Source organism: Kaistella montana, from assembly GCF_024436175.1.
Classification (GTDB): domain Bacteria; phylum Bacteroidota; class Bacteroidia; order Flavobacteriales; family Weeksellaceae; genus Kaistella; species Kaistella montana.
The window spans coordinates 1,207,431-1,225,160 of the sequence record NZ_JANFQP010000001.1 but is presented as its reverse complement, the minus strand read 5'-3'; the positions used below and the strand labels follow the sequence as shown (position 1 = coordinate 1,225,160).

At 36.6% G+C, this 17,730-nt stretch carries 14 protein-coding genes and 3 tRNA genes; 10 read left to right on the top strand and 7 right to left on the bottom strand.

The features are described from left to right. Positions 1 to 27 precede the first annotated feature (27 nt). From NOV28_RS05595 to NOV28_RS05585, 3 genes are all read right to left on the bottom strand, one after another. Entirely contained in the window at positions 28 to 636 is a 609-nt protein-coding gene (locus NOV28_RS05595; RefSeq protein ID WP_255928429.1) for a fumarylacetoacetate hydrolase family protein, read from the bottom strand. Between the two features lie 123 nt (positions 637 to 759). After that, complete coding sequence (locus NOV28_RS05590; protein ID WP_255928427.1) at positions 760 to 1,524, bottom strand: 3'-5' exonuclease; 765 nt, start codon at positions 1,522 to 1,524, stop codon at positions 760 to 762. Positions 1,525 to 1,569: 45 nt separating this feature from the next. Further along, entirely contained in the window at positions 1,570 to 2,283 is a 714-nt protein-coding gene (locus NOV28_RS05585) for a CDP-alcohol phosphatidyltransferase family protein (RefSeq protein ID WP_255928425.1), read from the bottom strand. 114 nt (positions 2,284 to 2,397) lie between these two features. Between NOV28_RS05585 and NOV28_RS05580 the strand changes: the two genes are divergently transcribed. From NOV28_RS05580 to NOV28_RS05550, 7 genes are all read left to right on the top strand, one after another. Further along, positions 2,398 to 4,320: an LTA synthase family protein gene (locus tag NOV28_RS05580; protein ID WP_255928423.1), complete on the top strand. Its 1,923-nt coding sequence runs from the start codon at positions 2,398 to 2,400 to the stop codon at positions 4,318 to 4,320. Between the two features lie 138 nt (positions 4,321 to 4,458). Continuing rightward, positions 4,459 to 4,878, top strand: a complete 420-nt coding sequence (locus NOV28_RS05575; protein WP_255928421.1) for a DUF2147 domain-containing protein — start codon at positions 4,459 to 4,461, stop codon at positions 4,876 to 4,878. A gap of 112 nt (positions 4,879 to 4,990) precedes the next feature. Next, positions 4,991 to 5,974: a pyruvate dehydrogenase complex E1 component subunit beta gene (locus NOV28_RS05570; RefSeq protein WP_255928419.1), complete on the top strand. Its 984-nt coding sequence runs from the start codon at positions 4,991 to 4,993 to the stop codon at positions 5,972 to 5,974. A gap of 109 nt (positions 5,975 to 6,083) precedes the next feature. Then, on the top strand, positions 6,084 to 8,075 hold the full coding sequence (locus NOV28_RS05565) for a KUP/HAK/KT family potassium transporter (RefSeq protein ID WP_255928417.1): 1,992 nt from the start codon (positions 6,084 to 6,086) through the stop codon (positions 8,073 to 8,075). A gap of 97 nt (positions 8,076 to 8,172) precedes the next feature. Then, positions 8,173 to 8,646: a Fur family transcriptional regulator gene (locus NOV28_RS05560; RefSeq protein ID WP_255928415.1), complete on the top strand. Its 474-nt coding sequence runs from the start codon at positions 8,173 to 8,175 to the stop codon at positions 8,644 to 8,646. Further along, positions 8,646 to 10,382 carry an OstA-like protein gene (locus NOV28_RS11245; RefSeq protein ID WP_255928413.1) on the top strand — a complete coding sequence of 579 codons (1,737 nt, stop codon included), beginning with the start codon at positions 8,646 to 8,648 and terminating at the stop codon, positions 10,380 to 10,382. The genes NOV28_RS05560 and NOV28_RS11245 overlap by 1 nt, the downstream gene beginning before the upstream one ends. Positions 10,383 to 10,486: 104 nt before the next feature. After that, on the top strand, positions 10,487 to 10,885 hold the full coding sequence (locus NOV28_RS05550) for a YidH family protein (protein WP_255928411.1): 399 nt from the start codon (positions 10,487 to 10,489) through the stop codon (positions 10,883 to 10,885). A 76-nt stretch (positions 10,886 to 10,961) separates the two neighbouring features. Here the strand turns inward: NOV28_RS05550 and NOV28_RS05545 are convergent. The 3 genes from NOV28_RS05545 to NOV28_RS05535 form a co-directional block, all read right to left on the bottom strand. Then, a tRNA-Arg gene (locus NOV28_RS05545) sits at positions 10,962 to 11,035 on the bottom strand. Between the two features lie 45 nt (positions 11,036 to 11,080). Beyond that, a tRNA-Pro gene (locus NOV28_RS05540) sits at positions 11,081 to 11,155 on the bottom strand. A gap of 21 nt (positions 11,156 to 11,176) precedes the next feature. Then, positions 11,177 to 11,261, bottom strand: a tRNA-Ser gene (locus NOV28_RS05535). 133 nt (positions 11,262 to 11,394) lie between these two features. Between NOV28_RS05535 and NOV28_RS05530 the strand changes: the two genes are divergently transcribed. From NOV28_RS05530 to NOV28_RS05520, 3 genes are all read left to right on the top strand, one after another. Further along, a complete protein-coding gene (locus NOV28_RS05530; protein WP_255928409.1) occupies positions 11,395 to 12,423 on the top strand; it encodes an N-acetylmuramoyl-L-alanine amidase in 1,029 nt (342 codons plus the stop codon). Positions 12,424 to 12,544: 121 nt separating this feature from the next. Further along, the gene (gene aspA / locus NOV28_RS05525) at positions 12,545 to 13,945 is read left to right on the top strand and encodes an aspartate ammonia-lyase (protein ID WP_255928407.1); all 1,401 of its coding nucleotides are present in this window, start codon (positions 12,545 to 12,547) and stop codon (positions 13,943 to 13,945) included. Between the two features lie 26 nt (positions 13,946 to 13,971). Beyond that, entirely contained in the window at positions 13,972 to 16,887 is a 2,916-nt protein-coding gene (locus tag NOV28_RS05520) for a M16 family metallopeptidase (RefSeq protein ID WP_255928405.1), read from the top strand. Positions 16,888 to 17,262: 375 nt separating this feature from the next. On the opposite strand, the gene NOV28_RS05515 is transcribed toward NOV28_RS05520, so the two are convergent. Continuing rightward, entirely contained in the window at positions 17,263 to 17,571 is a 309-nt protein-coding gene (locus NOV28_RS05515) for a DUF2695 domain-containing protein (RefSeq protein ID WP_255928403.1), read from the bottom strand. Positions 17,572 to 17,730 lie beyond the last annotated feature (159 nt).

Sequence of the window (17,730 nt, the reverse complement as noted above, 5' to 3'; positions counted from 1 at the left end):
AATTTTGTTCCTTAAAGTTACGAATTTTTACTGAATCCTCAAATCCAGAATTTTTTTATCTTCAAGATAAGCTTCCAGAATATCGTTTTCAGCGACTTTTCCAACACCTTTCGGAGTTCCGGTGAAAATAAAATCTCCGGTTTTTAGGGTGAAATACTGCGAAACAAATGCGATGATTTTTTCCGGAGAGAACATCATTAATGAAGTATTTCCGTTCTGCACTTCCTCTTTATTTTTAAGCAAAGAAAATTGGAGGTTTTTCAGATCATAATTGTCCTTTTTATAGAAATCTGAAATCACAGCGGAACCATCGAAACCTTTTGCAAGTTCCCACGGAAGGCCTTTTTCTTTCAATTTGCTTTGCAAATCTCTCGCGGTGAAATCAATTCCCAAAGCGATTTCTTCATAGTAATTTCCGGCTTTTTCTTCCTGAATGTATTTTCCGCCTTTTGAAATTTTCAAAACCACTTCCAGTTCGTAGTGAATATCTTCCGAAAATTCCGGGATATAAAAATCCGAACCTTTCTTCAAAACCGCCGTGTCGGGTTTCATGAAAATCACTGGATTTTCAGGTATTTCATTGCCGAGTTCCTTGGCGTGTTCGGCGTAATTTCTACCGATGCAAATTATTTTCATAATTAAATTGTTACAAAATGAAATGATATAACCACAAACGTTTTTCTTAATTTTTAACTTTTGTCTTTTTTTTTTGAAAAACTTATATTAAATTAATCTTTTGTGACTTTTATGGTTTAAAAATTAAAACTTAGATCTCAACTGAATCCCCGTCAAAATTTTCTTGGTATATAATGGGAAATCAGCGCTTTGAATCCAACCGTAATAACCCAAATCTTTCTGGAAGACCTCTTTCACGCGTTGTCCTTTGTATTTCCCGAAAGCGAAAATTTCTTGTTGTTCTTCATCAAAATGAATCATTCCCGCCAAATCAGCAAATTTGGTGTGAAACGAAAACTCGCTCAATGCTGCAATATCGTTTGTAAGTTCTTTGTAATGACCGACTTGTGCATCCAAAACTTCAAAAGTTGCCAAAACATCAGCTTCCGCAGAATGCGCGTTTTCCAAGTCTTTTTTGCAGTAAAATTTATATGCTGCCGTCAAATTTCTTGGTTCCATTTTATGGAAAATCGTTTGTGCATCCACCAATTTGAATTTGCTTAAATCGAAATCAATTCCGGCTCTCAGAAGTTCTTCAGCCAAAAGTGGAACATCAAATCGGTTAGAATTGAAGCCAGCCAAATCTGAACCGGCGATTATTTCCATGATTTTCGGAGCGATTTCTTTAAATTTTGGAGCATCTTTCACGTCCTCATCACTGATTCCGTGTACCGCGGTGGTTTCTTTCGGAATCGGAATTTCGGGATTCACGAGCCAGGTTTTGCTTTCTCGGGAAGCGTCTGGATTCACTTTCAAGATGCAGATTTCCACAATTCGGTCTTTCGCTACATTGGTTCCGGTGGTTTCCAGATCGAAGATACAGAGCGGTTTATAGAGTTTTAAATTCATTTAATTTTTTTAATTTGAAATTTGGTAATGCGCTAATTTGAAAATTTATTTCAATTGCTTTTGAAAAATAAGCGAAATCAAAATATAATATAAAATCACCAACGGAATTCCAACGATCCCGAAAATGATTAAAATCAATACAGCGCCAATTAACAAAGCGATTTTCGGATAATTATCTTCAAGTTTCATCGATTTGAATTTCATCGCGATCATTTTAATTGGACTCACCAAAATCCATGATGAAATTGCGGTAAGGATGATCAATAATAAAGGGTTTTCAAGGAGTAATTGAAAGTATCCGTTTTCTTTAAAAGCATAATAAAGCCCGAAAATTAAAATGGTATTTGAAGGCGTGTTCAATCCTTTGAAATAATACGTTTGTTCTTCATCCAAATTGAAAATCGCCAACCTTAAACAGGAAAATAAAGTGATGAAAAGTGCAAAGTATTTAATTTCAAAAGGCAATTCCATCCCAAAAACCTGATTACCGAAAGGTTCCAACGCCTTGTACATCACGATTCCCGGCAACAAACCAAAACTCACCATATCGGCAAGCGAATCGAGTTGCGCACCCAAATTTGAGTTGGATTTCATGGCTCTTGCGATAAATCCGTCGAAAAAATCGAGAACCAAAGAAACGATAATGCAAATCGCAGTGACTTGGTAATTGCCCGCTAGCAACTGAATGACACCGATACTTCCGGAAAATAAATTGGCCAAAGTAAAGGAGTTTGCCAAATTGTTTTTAATAAAGTTCATAGGAGCAAAAATAGGGTTTTTCTTAAAATTTATGAGCTCATTTTCTTTAAAAAACTATTTATTAACGAAAAGTGAATTTAATGTAACTTTGCACAGTTTTTTTAGAATTTTTGGATGAAAGATATAAGATTACAAGAGGTTTTTGCTCTTTTTTATAGATTGTTTTTGGCGTTTTTCTTTTATCAGATTGCGCGCTTTCTCTTTTGGTTTTTTAATCGGGAACTTATTCCGATTGATTCCTTATCGGATTATTTCAGTATTTCTTATCACGGAACAGCGTTCGATACCACAGCGATTTTGTATGTGAATTCGCTTTTTATTTTGCTCAGTTTGCTACCGCTGGTCATTAACACGAAAAAATATTACCAGAAATTTCTGTTTTATCTTTATTTTATTACCAACGGAATCGCGTATGGAATGAATTTCGGCGATTTTATTTATTACCGATTTTCGCAGGCTAGGCTTACCACGGCAGCTTTGAATGTGGCAAAACATGAGGATAATATCGGAAAGGTCTTCATGGTTTCGGTCTTGGAACATCCATTTGTAATCTTATGGTTCATTATTTTGATGATTTTCTGGATTTTTCTTTATAAAAAAGTGAAAGTTCAAGAACAAAAACCGGTAATAAAATGGAAGTATTTTGTTTTCTCAGTTTTGAATTTATGCATTGTTGCGGCGCTTGTTGTAGGCGGGATTCGTGGTGATTTTAAACATTCTACAAGACCGATTAATTTGGTAGATGCCAATCGACATGTGAAAAATCCGTTGCAAGCAAATGTGGTTTTAAATAGTGTTTTTTCGTTTTTCAGGACGATGAACACGAATAATTTTAAGGAAGTTCATTTCGTCAACGAGAAATTCATTGAGGTAAATATTAAACCTTATAAAATTTATCCACGCGAAAATATAGAGCCTAAACCCAATGTGGTGATCTTCATTATTGAAAGTTTTGGGAAAGAATATTCTGGAGCATTTAATAAAAGCACAAAAATCAAGGATTTCGTTTCCTACACGCCGTTTTTCGATAGTTTGGCGACTCATAGTTTGATTGCGACCAATGCTTTTGCGAACGGCAGACAATCCATTCACGGGATGAGTTCGGTTTTGGCAGGAATTCCGAGTTTGAAAGATGCGTTCACAAGTTCGCCATATTCCAACCAGAAAATTCAGTCGATTGTTTCGGTTTCCAATGAAATGGGTTACGATACTTCCTTTTTTCACGGAGCACCGAATGGTTCGATGGGATTTCTAGGTTTTGGGAATATTTTGGGTTTCAAACATTATTATGGGAAAACGGAATATAATAACGACGCTGATTTCGACGGAATGTGGGGAATTTGGGATGAGCCATTTTTCCAATATTTTGCGAAAACATTAAATACCAAAAAATCTCCTTTCATGGCAACGATGTTTTCCGTCTCTTCGCATCATCCTTTTAAAATTCCGGAAAAATACAAAGGGAAGTTCAAAAAAGGTCCGCTGGAAATCCATGAACCAATTGGTTACACCGATTTTGCATTGAAAAAATTCTTCGAAACGGCTAAAAAAATGCCTTGGTATCAAAATACCATTTTCGTTGTGGTAGCCGATCACACCAACCAAATAGCTTATCCAGAATATGAAAAAGCGATGAACCGTTTTGCGATTCCGATTTTGTTTTATTCGCCCAATCCGAAATACCAATTGAAAGGTGAAATTACTGAACCTGCGCAGCAAATGGATATTTACCCAACTTTAGCCGACTTGATGGGCTATAACAAAAAAATCAGAAGTTGGGGGAGAAGTTTAGTTTCTGAGAAAAAAGAAGATTATTTAATCGTAAATTCCAGTGGAGTAGAGCAATTTATGATTGGGAATTATATTTATTTGTTTGACGGAAAAGACTTCACCGGAATTTATGATATTAAAGATTTAGGTTATGAAAATAACCTTCTTGGAAAGGTGAAAACGCCTGAAATTACATTTGGTGAACAAAAAAGTAAAGCTTGGTATCAAGATTATATGGATCGGGTGATCAACCGCAAACTTAATTAATCATTGGGTTCATTGGTGTTTAGTGGTTGAAATTTCAGGAAAAATTTATTCTTTAGTATGTTGCGAATAATTAAAAATTTGGTGTTTAACTTTTTTTAATTACATTTATCAAACTAAATAATTAAAATAATTTATAAAATGAAAAAAATAATTTTCGCTTTCGTTGCCTTATTTTTCGCAACGCTTTCTTACGCACAAATCGAAGGTAAATGGAAAACCATCGATGATGAAACTGGTAAGGCAAAATCCATTGTAGAAATTTACAAAAAATCTGACGGGAAGTATTACGGAAAAATCTTGCAACTTCTAATAAAACCGGCTCATGCAACTTGTGTAGATTGTAAAGACGATAGAAAAAACAAACCACTTTTAGGAATGGAAATCGTAAGAGGAATGAAAAAAGAAGGAAATGAATTCACTGGCGGAACCATCACTGATCCTAAAACCGGAAAAACTTACAAATGCAACATCTCCAGAGAAGGCGACAAACTGAATGTAAGAGGATATATAGGATTCTCACTCATCGGAAGAAGCCAAACTTGGCAAGCTGTTAAATAACAAGAAATTTAGTTTTTGATAAGCAATTCGAAAGAGTTGCTTTTTTTTGTGTCTGAACGCCCGAAAATTTGCGAAAAAAACTTTACTTTTGTACTCTAATTTTTCAAAGACTATGGCAGAATATACTTTCAGAGAAGTAATAGCACAAGCAATGAGCGAGGAGATGCGCAAAGACGAATCCATCTATTTAATGGGTGAGGAAGTTGCTGAATATAACGGAGCTTACAAGGCATCAAAAGGAATGCTTGCAGAATTCGGTCCTAAAAGAGTGATTGATACGCCGATTGCTGAGTTGGGTTTTACCGGTATTGCAGTTGGATCTGCAATGAACGGTAACCGTCCGATTGTAGAATATATGACTTTCAATTTTGCATTGGTTGGGATTGATCAAATCATCAACAATGCTGCAAAGATCCGCCAAATGAGTGGTGGTCAATGGAATTGCCCAATCGTTTTCCGTGGTCCTACTGCTTCAGCAGGTCAGTTGGGAGCAACGCACTCTCAAGCTTTGGAAAGTTGGTTCGCCAACACACCTGGTTTAAAAGTAATTGTTCCTTCCAATCCTTATGATGCGAAAGGTTTATTGAAATCTGCAATTCAAGATAATGATCCGGTAATCTTCATGGAATCTGAGCAGATGTATGGTGATAAAATGGAAGTTCCTGAAGAAGAATATTATATCCCAATCGGGAAAGCCGATATCAAAAAAGAAGGTAAAGATGTAACTTTGGTTTCTTTCGGTAAAATCATGAAATTGGCAATGCAAGCTGCAGAAGATATGGAGAAAGAAGGTATTTCGGTAGAAGTAATCGACCTTAGAACTGTGCGTCCGTTAGATTTTGATACCGTAATTAATTCAGTGAAGAAGACCAATCGTTTGGTGATTTTGGAAGAAGCTTGGCCTTTTGGATCTGTATCTTCAGAAATTACTTATATGGTACAGCAAAAAGCTTTTGATTATCTTGATGCACCAATTAAGAGAATTACTACTCCTGATGCACCGGCTCCTTACTCGGCTGCATTATTTGCTGAATGGTTCCCGAAACTTGAGAAAGTAAAAGAGGAAATAAAGAAAGCAATGTACATAAAAGCATAAACTAAGCTCCCGAAAGGGAGTTTTTTTAGTTTATATATTCATTTAACGACTCAAAATCATTTCTGAATTACTTTTTAATCTAAATTTGCGAAATAAATAATACTGAAAAATGGCAGAAGTAACTGAAGGTGGTCATCATTTTGATACCAAAAAACTTACCGCAATGGGAGTGCTGGTTTCCCTAGGAATTGTTTTCGGAGATATTGGTACATCTCCGCTTTATGTAATGAAAGCGATTGTGAATGCAAGAAAAGATGGTGGTAATCTTCCTTTTGATGAATACATTGAGGGCGCACTTTCGTGCATCATCTGGACACTGACCTTGCAAACTACCATTAAATATGTTGTAATCGCACTTCGGGCGGATAACAAAGGGGAAGGTGGAATTCTTTCGCTTTATTCCCTTGTGAAAAGACTTAAGAAAAAGTGGCTGTACGTAGTGGCGATTATTGGTGCATCTACTTTGGTGGCAGATAGCGTGATAACGCCTTCTCTTACTGTAATGTCGGCTGTGGAAGGGCTGAAAATTTATAGTCCCCATACTCCTGTGGTAGCCATTACCCTGATTATCTTGGCAATTGTGTTTTTCATTCAACAATTTGGTACCGCATTTATTGGAAAATTTTTTGGACCGGTGATGGTGCTTTGGTTTTTGGTTTTAGGGATTTTCGGGTCTTTACATATTTTCGATCATCTTGAAATCTTCCGTGCATTCAACCCTTATTATGCATATAATCTGATTACTCATTCGCCCAGTGCAATTGTGATTATGGGAGCAGTTTTCCTGTGTACTACAGGTGCGGAAGCTCTTTATTCAGATCTTGGGCATTGTGGAATTAAAAATATACGTGTGAGTTGGGTATTTGTAAAAACAATGCTGGTTTTGAATTATTTAGGACAAGGCGCATGGTTGCTGGATAATTATCATAAAGTAGCAGAGGGAATCAACCCGATGTTTGGTATCATGCCGACTTGGGCTATTTTACCTGGGGTTATTTTGGCTACAGCTGCAGCTATTATTGCCAGTCAATCCGTTATTACAGGCTCGTTTACGATGTTTTCAGAAGCGATGTCGATTTCCTTTTGGCCTAATCAACAAATCGATTACCCTTCCGGAGTTAAAGGACAAATGTATATCCCGAGAATTAATTGGGGATTGATGGTACTTTGTTTCATTGTCGTGATTTATTTCCAACATTCAGAACTGATGGAAGCTGCGTATGGTTTAACCATTACCATTACGATGATTATGACCACGATGTTACTATTTTATTGGCTTAGCAGAACTCGTGTGAACAAACTCTTTGCAATAGGGTTCATTATCATGTATCTTTTTATTGAACTCGGTTTCTTTTATGCGAACGTGATTAAATTCTTCGATGGTGGTTGGCTTACCGTAGTTCTTGGTGGATTTATTGCGATGTGCATGTATGCTTGGTATAACGGAAGATTGATTAAAGCCAAATTTATCAAATTTGTAAAACTGGAGAAATATGTTTCCATCATTAAAGATTTAAAACTTGATGAAACTATTCCTAAATACGCTACCAACCTTGCTTTTCTGAGCCGGGCTAAAAGAGAAGATGAAATCGAAGCCAAGATTATCTATTCCATTCTTCGTAAACAACCCAAAAGAGCAGATCATTATTTCATTCTGAATATTGTGAATCAAGAAGATCCTTTTACCTTTAAATATACCATTGATGAAATCATGCCGGGAACTATATACAGGATCAATTTCCTTCTTGGTTTTAAAATAGACCGCCGTATCAACGATTATTTCGATCAGGTTTTAGCGGATATGATGGAGGAGGGCAGTATTCCTTCCAGAAGTAGCCATCCTTCACTCCGAAGCCACAATATTCCGCCGGATTTGAAATATGTAATCATCGATAATACCTATATCAACGATACTTTATTGACGGTGAAAGAAAAATTAACCCTCAGTATCTACAATTTTGTGAAATATATCGGTAGCGACGATTTCAAAGCTTGGGGGGTATCGCCGCATAATGTTGTAGTGGAATCCGCACCACTAATGGATCAAACCATTGTTACCAACAAAATTAAGCAGGTAGACTTTAGGCATTACCGCTCTTAGAATATAATTTCCCGGATCTTGTTCCGGGATTTTTTTTATCACTATGTGGCAATTTTCATTTAGAATAAAATCAATAAATTTGTACATAATTTTTTAAATGGACACTAAACAGAAAGAACTCAATATAACAACCATAAAAGAGGTATTAAGACAATATCTACAGGAGAAAGGTTTCAGAAACACTCCTGAACGATACACCATTTTGGAAGAAATATACAACATGGAGCATCACTTCAACGTGGACGATCTGTATCTACTCATGATGCAGAAAAAATACCATGTTTCCAAAGCTACTATTTACAATACCATCGAAATTTTCCTCGATGCGGGCCTTATCCGCAAACATCAGTTTGGCGAGAAAACCCTTACTTCGTCCTCTTACGAAAAATCGTATTTCGATAAGCAACACGATCATTTGGTGATTTATAAGAAAGATTCCGACAAGGAAATTGAAGAAATCATCGAGTTCTGTGACCCGAGAATTCAGGGAATCAAAGAAGCCATAGAAAGTGCATTTGGCGTAACTATTGATTCTCACTCACTTTATTTCTACGGTACCAAAAAAGATTAATGAAGAACTTTTTCGTTTTATTTCTGTTAATCAGTGCGAATGTTTTCTCGCAGATTACCACCAAGCCAAAGGATCCTTTGGTGAAAGATCCATATTTTAATATTGCCCAAAACGCTCCACAAGGGGAAAAGGTGCGTCTTATTCATTCAGATTTCTTTCAGAAAACTCCTGAGAAGTATAGTGGAAATCCCTACTTTTCAGGCAATGTTCAATTCGAGCATCAAGGTTCTTTGCTTAGTGCAAACGAAGTAATTTTCTATGAAGAACAGAATTTTGTGAAAGCCATAGGCAACGTAAAACTACAAAACGCCGATGGATCGGTGATTACAGCCGGAGAAATGGAGTACGACGGTAATTCCCAGAAAGGAATTGCTAAGAAAAATGTAGTTCTTACAGACCCGAAACAAACCATCAAAACCGAAACACTCTACTACGACCGACTTTCCAATAAAGCCTATTTCAATACGGGAGGTACTATTTCGGACGCTACGAATGTGATGTACACCAAATCGGCTACCTACGATCTCAACTCCAAAATGATCGATTTTACCGGTAATGTGAAGATCAAAAACCCTGAATATACGGTGGAAGGCACCAACATTAAACAAAACCAAAACACCAATACCGCAGATTTCTTTGGCCCAACTACCATTACCAACAAACAAAATCCGGCAAATATGGTGTACACCGAAAGAGGTTCGTATAACATGAATTCGAAAGAGGTCTATCTCAAGAAGAATTCCCGCATCCACTATAATGGTAAAATCCTTACCGGAGAGGATATGTACTTCAATCAAATCACTGGTTTTGGTACAGCCAAAGTCAATGTTACCCTGCGCGACCCTAAAGAAAGACGCTATATGAAAGGTGGTTATGGCGAGATTTTCGAGAAAAAGGATTCAGCCATGATGACCGATCGCCCGTATGCAGTGAAGATTTTAGAGAAAGATTCCATGTATTTCTCTGCAGAAAAGATCCTTGCTTATCAAAAGACCGACGCAGCCGACCCGCTGAAAAAGAAAAGTTTCCTTCGTGCATATCGAAAATCGAGAATGTTCAAATCCAATATTCAGGTGCGTGCAGATTCTTTAAGTTTTAATGAAACCGACGGAATCATGCATCTCTTCGGGAAACCTATCGCGTGGAGTGGTGAAAAACAGATAACAGGAGATAAAATAGAGGCCTATTTCGATACTCAAAATGAGTATATTGATTCCCTGAAAGTAGTGGGAAATGCCTTCGCCATCAGCAAAGCCGATTCTTTAAATTTAAAGGACGAGTTCAACCAAGTGAAAGGAAAACTGATGACGGTTTATTATAAAGAAAACAAAGTTCAACTTGCAAAAGTGATCGGGAATGCCCAAGCAATTACTTATGCCGATGATCAGAACGAGAAAACCAAAGAAACCGAAAGAATTGGTGTAGCCCTATCAACCTGCGGAACCATCGAAGCTGAATTTGATGAAAATAAGGTGCAGATCATCTCTTGCAACGTAGGAGCCAATACCAACATCTATCCGATGAGCCAAATCTCTCGGGAGAAACGCTTCTTTCCCGACTTCAATTGGAATACCAAAGACCGGCTAAGGAAGTGGGAGGACATCTTCCTCGACTCGCCTGGCTACGAAGAAATAAAGTACGAGTCTGATGATTCTTTGTATAATGCAGCACAGAAAGCCATAAATGATGCAAAACAAAAAGAAGAAGCCAAGAAACCAAAAAGGGTAAGGAAATAATATTTTCGCCTTTAAAACAAGATAAAAAGCACTGATTCTCGGTGCTTTTTTTTATGCTGATATGATAAATATAAAAAATATAAATTTGTATTAAACTTAAAATAATGGAAGAGCATTTAATCTCAAAGCCTAATCCGAATTTTGCAAGAGACCATTTGGCTAACGAACGTACATTTCTCTCTTGGATTCGTACGGCAATCGCGTTGATGGGATTTGGTTTCGTGGTGGTGAAATTCGCAGTTTTTTTGCGCCAGATTTCAGCTGGTTTGGGTGGTAATTCTATCCCTTTACCGAAAACATATTCCGCGGAAATAGGTCTTGTAATGATTATTTTCGGAGGAATTACTGCTTTTTTAGGTTACGTTTCATTTGAAAAAACTAAAAGGGCAATCAATGCTAATCATTATCAAACGAACTCATCGCTATTGATTATCATTACGGTGTTTATTGTTTTAGCAAGTGCTGTAATGACTTATTTTCTCGTTCCGAGTTTAGGAATTTGATGTTGTTGAAAAAAGGGGTTTTATTATTGGCATAAAAAAAGACTTACAATTCATTGTAAGTCTTTGTTTTCAAAAGTGAGCGCGTCAGGATTCGAACCTGAGACCGTCTGCTTAGAAGGCAGATGCTCTATCCAGCTGAGCTACGCACCCTAAAGTGAAAATAAAAAATTCCCGAAGGAATTTGTGAGAAAAAAGTCGGGGCGGCAGGATTCGAACCTGCGACCTCCTGGTCCCAAACCAGGCGCGATGACCGGACTACGCTACGCCCCGAATAAATTTGTGCAAAGGTTGCGGAGGGTGTGGGATTCGAACCCACGCGACCCTTTCGGGTCGACAGTTTAGCAAACTGCTCCGTTAACCACTCCGGCAACCCTCCTTTGCAATATTTTTTAAGAACTTCTTTTCTGTAATTGCGAGTGCAAATATAGGATAGTTTTTGATACTAACCAAAATTTTTTGCTTAATTTTTTTTGTATTTTTGAAAAATTAATCAATTAAAAAAAATGAAAATGCGTAATTCCTTATATTTCATAGGATTAAGTTTTGTACTTTTTTCTTGTGGTTCACAAAAAAATATTCAAAAAAATTCCACTGCACCTCAAACTGCGGTGCAGAACGTAAAAACAACGGTAAAAAAGCCGACTCCGGTACAGTCTAATTCGGAGATAAAAAAGGAAGGTGGATATGATTTTTATAAAATAAATATTGCAGATGCCTCCAAAAACGATAATACCATCAGTTATGGTTCTATTGTTTCTGCCAATCCTTCCGGATATAAAATAGTGAAGACTTTTTTCCCTGCAGTAGCACAAAATTTCCGTCAGAAATACATTATTCTACATTATACAGCTTTGGATGATGATAAATCGGTGACCGTACTTACTCAGCAATCGGTAAGTGCACATTATCTGGTGAACAATTTGGGTGATAAAGAAATCTATCAATTGGTAGATGAAAACAAAAGATCATACCACGCAGGAATCAGCGCATGGAGAAACGATAAAATGCTTAATGATACTTCGATTGGAATTGAAATCGTAAATGCAGGATACAAAACGGATGCTTCTGGAAATAGAGTTTTCCCTGAGTTTGATGATGCCCAAATGAAAAAAGTGGCAGCTTTGGTTAAAGATATTGCGGATCGATATATGATCCCACCAACCAATATTTTGGCCCATTCGGATATTGCGCCTACCAGAAAACAAGATCCTGGTCCTAAATTTCCTTGGAAAAAACTCTACGATGAATATCAGATTGGAATGTGGTATGATGAGGCCGTAAAACAAGGTTTTTATGACGAAATCGTGCCGGAAACCTTCGCTGCTAGTCTTGCAGATGCTCAGTTTATTTTCAAATACCAAACTGCGTTGAAAACGTTAGGCTATGGTTTGGAACCTTCAGGTATGGTAGATGATGCCACCAAAAAAACGATAGAAGCTTTTCAGTTCCATTTCAGACCGGAAAATTATGACGGAATGATGGACGCGGAAACATGGGCGATTTTACAAGCTTTAAACTCCAAATATCCAAATAAGTAGAACTTAATTTAATATGGAAAAATCTTTCGGGCGGTAATCTATCGCCCGATTTTATTGGGAAAATCTCAAATCTATTTTTAAAATTGAACATTTTACCTTAACTTTTCATCAAATTATTTTTATGGAAAATTTCAGAAATGAAAGCGATTTGTTAGGTACTTTGCAAGTGCCAAAAAATGCTTACTATGGTGTTCAGACTCAGCGTGCTATTGAAAATTTTAAAATCTCTGGTCAGTATCTTTCTTCCTATCCGCATTTTATCAAAGCTTTAGCGATGGTGAAAAAAGCAGCAGCAAAAACCAATTACGAGTTGGGTTTACTGGAAGAAAATCTTTATCGCAACATTGCAGAAACTTGTGATGAAATAATGGAAGGTCAACTTCATGATCAGTTTCCTATCGATATGATTCAGGGTGGTGCTGGAACTTCGGTCAACATGAATGCCAATGAAGTAATCGCCAACCGTGTATTGGAAAAATTAGGAAAAGAAAAAGGGGATTATCAGTTTTGTTCGCCCAATGATCATATCAATCTCTCTCAATCTACCAACGATGCATACCCAACTGCAATAAAAATGGCACTCATTCAAATGAATGACCTGTTGGTGGAAAAACTCCAAAAAACCATTGCCGCTTTTAGAGCAAAAGGACAGGAATTTAGCAAAGTAATCAAAATGGGGCGTACCCAACTTCAAGATGCGGTTCCGATGACTTTAGGTCAGGAATTTGAAGCGTTTGCAGCAACTTTGGAGGAAGATATTTCTAAATTGAACAGCAATGCGAACCTTTTTGTGGAAATCAATATGGGAGCTACCGCGATTGGTACGGGAATTAACGCACCGGTTGGTTACGCGCTGCTTTGTGCCAAAAACCTTTCTCAGATTTCAGGATATCAGATAGTTTCTGCGCCTAATTTGGTCGAAGCTACGCCGGATACAGGTTCTTATGTGATTTATTCTTCTGCAATGAAAAGACTTGCGGTGAAGCTTTCTAAAATTTGTAATGATTTAAGATTACTTTCATCGGGTCCGCGCGCAGGTTTTTTTGAAATCAATCTACCGCCGATGCAGCCTGGTTCCTCAATTATGCCCGGAAAAGTGAATCCTGTAATCCCAGAAGTGGTAAATCAGGTCTGCTACAAAGTGATTGGAAACGATTTGACGGTGACTTTTGCTGCAGAAGCTGGACAATTACAACTCAATGTGATGGAACCGGTTCTTTCGCATGCGATCATGGAAAGCATCAATTTCTTGGGAAATGCGTTGGATACTTTAAGAGAAAAATGCATCACCGGAATTACTGCCAACAAAGAAATTTGCCTCAATATGGTGAAACACAGCATAGGAATTGTAACGGCGCTAAATCCATATATCGGCTACAAAAATTCTACTGAAATCGCTAAAGAAGCCCTTGAAACCGGAAATAGCGTTTATAATCTAGTTCTGGAAAAAGGCATTCTTTCTCAAGAGAAATTAGATGAAATCCTCGATCCTGAAAACATGCTGAAACCTCACCAATTTTAAAACTATCAATTTAAACAGAGTATTACATGAAAAAAATCCTCACTACATTAACCATAATAGGAGCGTTAACAATGATGAATGCACAACAATTTGAAACAAAAAAATTGACCGACAAAGCCGGATATTCGTATGAAACGGTAGTCAACGATAAAAGTGGAGTAAGAGTTTATACCTTAAAAAATGGGTTGAAAGTTTATCTTGCCCAAAATTTTGATGCCCCAAGAATCCAAACCTATATTCCTGTAAGAACAGGAAGTAATAATGATCCTTCTGATAATACAGGTTTAGCGCACTATTTGGAGCACATGATGTTCAAAGGAACCTCAAAATTGGCTTCAGCGAATTGGGCAAAGGAAAAACCACTTTTGGACCAAATTTCAGCGCTTTACGAACAACATAAAGCCGAACAAAATCCTGAAAAGAAAAAGGAACTCTATAAAAAAATCGATGAGGTTTCTCAAGAAGCTAGTAAATATGCGATTGCAAATGAATACGACAAAGCGATTTCTTCTTTGGGAGCAACAGGAACCAACGCGCACACTTGGCTCGACGAAACAGTTTATAAAAACAACATTCCAAGCAACGAATTGGAAAAATGGTTAAAAGTAGAGAAAGAAAGATTCTCTGAACTTGTTTTAAGGTTGTTCCACACCGAATTAGAGGCGGTTTACGAAGAGTACAACCGTGCACAGGACAACGATTCTCGTTTGGTGAATTATGAACTGATGGACGCTTTGTTCCCGAAACATCCGAACGGTCAGCAAACCACTATCGGGAAATCTGAGCACTTGAAAAACCCTTCAATGGTAGCGATTCACAAGTATTTTGATACTTATTACGTTCCGAATAATTATGCAATGGTTTTGGTGGGCGATTTAGATTTTGATAAAACCATCAAACTCGTGGATCAATATTTCGGTTCTTTTGCATACAAAGAATTGCCGATGAAGAAAATGGTTTCGGAGGATCCAATGACCAAAATCGTAGAAAGAACCGTAAAAAGCCCTTCAGCAGAGCGTTTGCAAATTGCTTGGAGAACAGATTCTTACGGAACTAAAGACGCAAGACTTGCGGAAATTGTAGCCAACTTACTTTCCAATTCTGGGGAAACTGGTTTAATTGATTTAAACATTAATCAAAGCCAGAAAGCGTTGCGTGCGATGTCTTATTCATCTCCGTTCAAAACCTACGGAAGTTTCTCAATGATGATTGTTCCGAAAAACGGACAAACTTTAGACGAAGCTCAAAAATTATTGCTCGATCAAATCGAACTCATCAAAAAAGGAGAATTCCAAGATTGGCAAATTCCGGCAATCATTAATGATATGAAAATTCAGCAGATGAAATCTCTGGAAACTGCTGATGGTTTAGCAACTGCTTTGTACGGAAGCTATATCAATAATCAAAATTGGGATCAGGAACTCAACCAAATTAATGAGTACGAGAAAATTACCAAAGAAGATGTGGTAAAATTTGCCAATGAATTCTTCAAGGATAATTATGTAGTCATTAAAAAAGAAAAAGGAGTAAACGATAAATTGGTTCGCGTTGAAAATCCGGGAATCACACCGATTAAACTTAACAAAGTAGATCAATCACCTTTCTTGAAAGAAATCATCAGTGAAAAATCTTCTGAAATTAAACCGGAATTTATTGATTATTCAAAAGCCATTAAAACCGATAAAATTGCAGGCAAAAAAGTAAGTTTCGTAAATAATAAATACAACGATATTGCGCAAACCTATTTCATTTTCCCATTCGGTAGCGATAACGATAAAGAACTAGGATTAGCGACACAAGTGTTGCAATATTTGGGAACCGACAAGATTTCTGCGGAAGATTTGAAAAAAGAATTCTTCAAACTAGGAATTTCAAACGATTTCCGTACCTCTCCGGACCAGTTGATTATTTCTTTAAGCGGTTTGGAAGAAAATATGCCAAGAGGAATCGAGTTGCTTAAAAATTGGTTGGAAAATGCAAAACCAGACCAAAAAGTATATGAAGAGAACATAAAAACCATCCTTGAAGGTCGTGAAGTTGCCAAAAAAGATAAAGCGAGAATTATGGCTGCACTTTCCAACTATGCGAAATATGGGAAAGTTTCGAGATTTTCGGATGTAGTTTCTGCGGAAAGATTGAAATCCATCAAGTCTGAAGAAATGACCGCTAAAATCAAAAATCTATTGAATATGCCTTATGAAATCTTCTTTTACGGAAATGATTTCAATGCGTTCAAAAAATACGCGAAACCTTTCGTAGAAAAAGAAACCATCAAAGCTCCGGAAAAGAAAATCTATCCAGAACCGGCTACTGAAGGCAAAGTATTCTTTACCAATTACGATATGGTACAAACCGAAATGAGCAAAGTAGGAAAGGGAAGCAATGTGAACCTGAAAAACTTTGGGAAAATCAATGTATTCAATGAATATTTCGGACGTGGATTGTCTTCTATCGTATTCCAAGAAATTCGTGAGAGCAAGAGTTTAGCGTATTCTGCGTATGTTTCTTATGCTGCTAATGGCGAGTTGAATCACCCAGATTATGTAACGACTTACATCGGAACTCAAGCGAATAAATTGCCACAAGCGGTAAATGCAATGGATGAATTGATGGCGAATTTGCCACAAGTTCCGGCACAATTTGAAAATGCTAAAAATGCGGCATTAAAACAAATCGCTTCAGGAAGAATCAACAGAACCAATATTTTCTTTAATCAAATGAACCTCAAAAAACTGGGAATCGACTATGATTTAAGAAAAGATATCTATGCAGAAATTGAAAAACTGACCTTGGCGGATGTAACCAATTTCTACAATAACGAAGTAAAACCAATGAAATACAACACTGCCATCATCGGGAAAAAAGAAAACCTAGATATGTCAGCCATCAACAAAATGGGAACCTTCCAAGAAGTATCTCTGGAAGAGATTTTCGGATATTAATCTGTTTTTCTAAACATTCCAAAAAAAAAGGTGAAACCGAAATTTCACCTTTTTTATTTTTTTTCAGTTATTTTATTTATGAAAGGAAACTTTATCGCGTAAAGTATTTTCACAGAATCACCAATCTTATAGTTTTCGTTATAACTTGGATTTTTGTAAACATTATCGTCTACATTGAATTCATAATAATAACCAAAAGAACCAGTTAGATGCGAACCTCTCATTCCTTCTTTTTCAGAAATAATTACGGCTTTTGTGGATTTTGTTTCTAAAAAACCTATTACATTCCTGTAAATTAGAGAATTACGATTTAAATAAATCATAAGAATGAAAATAAATACCAAAAGACTAATTCTTTGATATTTCTTGAGTTTATTAGATTGCATTATCTTCGAACATTTCCTCAACATTATTTAATACCTCACAATCACAATAAGCTCCATTTTCTTGAAGCCAGCTTTCAATTTTTTCAATTTTTTCAATTTTGTTTTCTTGTAAAAATTCCACCGTTAGTGTTAATGAATCATCACAATCATATTCGCTAAGTTTTTCATCTAAAAAATCAAATAATTGAGTGAATTTTTCTCTTGAAATTGGAAGTGAATTTTCAAATTCAAGTTTAGCTTTTTCTCTCAATTCTTTTTTTATTTGTTTTCTTCTTTCTATTTCGTTTTTATCTGGCATTTTCTATTGGATAAAGGTTTTTATAATTGTTGCTAACATCCCGTTTGCTTTTTGTAATCCCCTCTCCGAGTTTACCCACAAGAAAGAATTTTTCAAATCCACCACACTATTCAAATATATTCATATTCTCCGAGATACAATAACACTTACGCCAGAAAA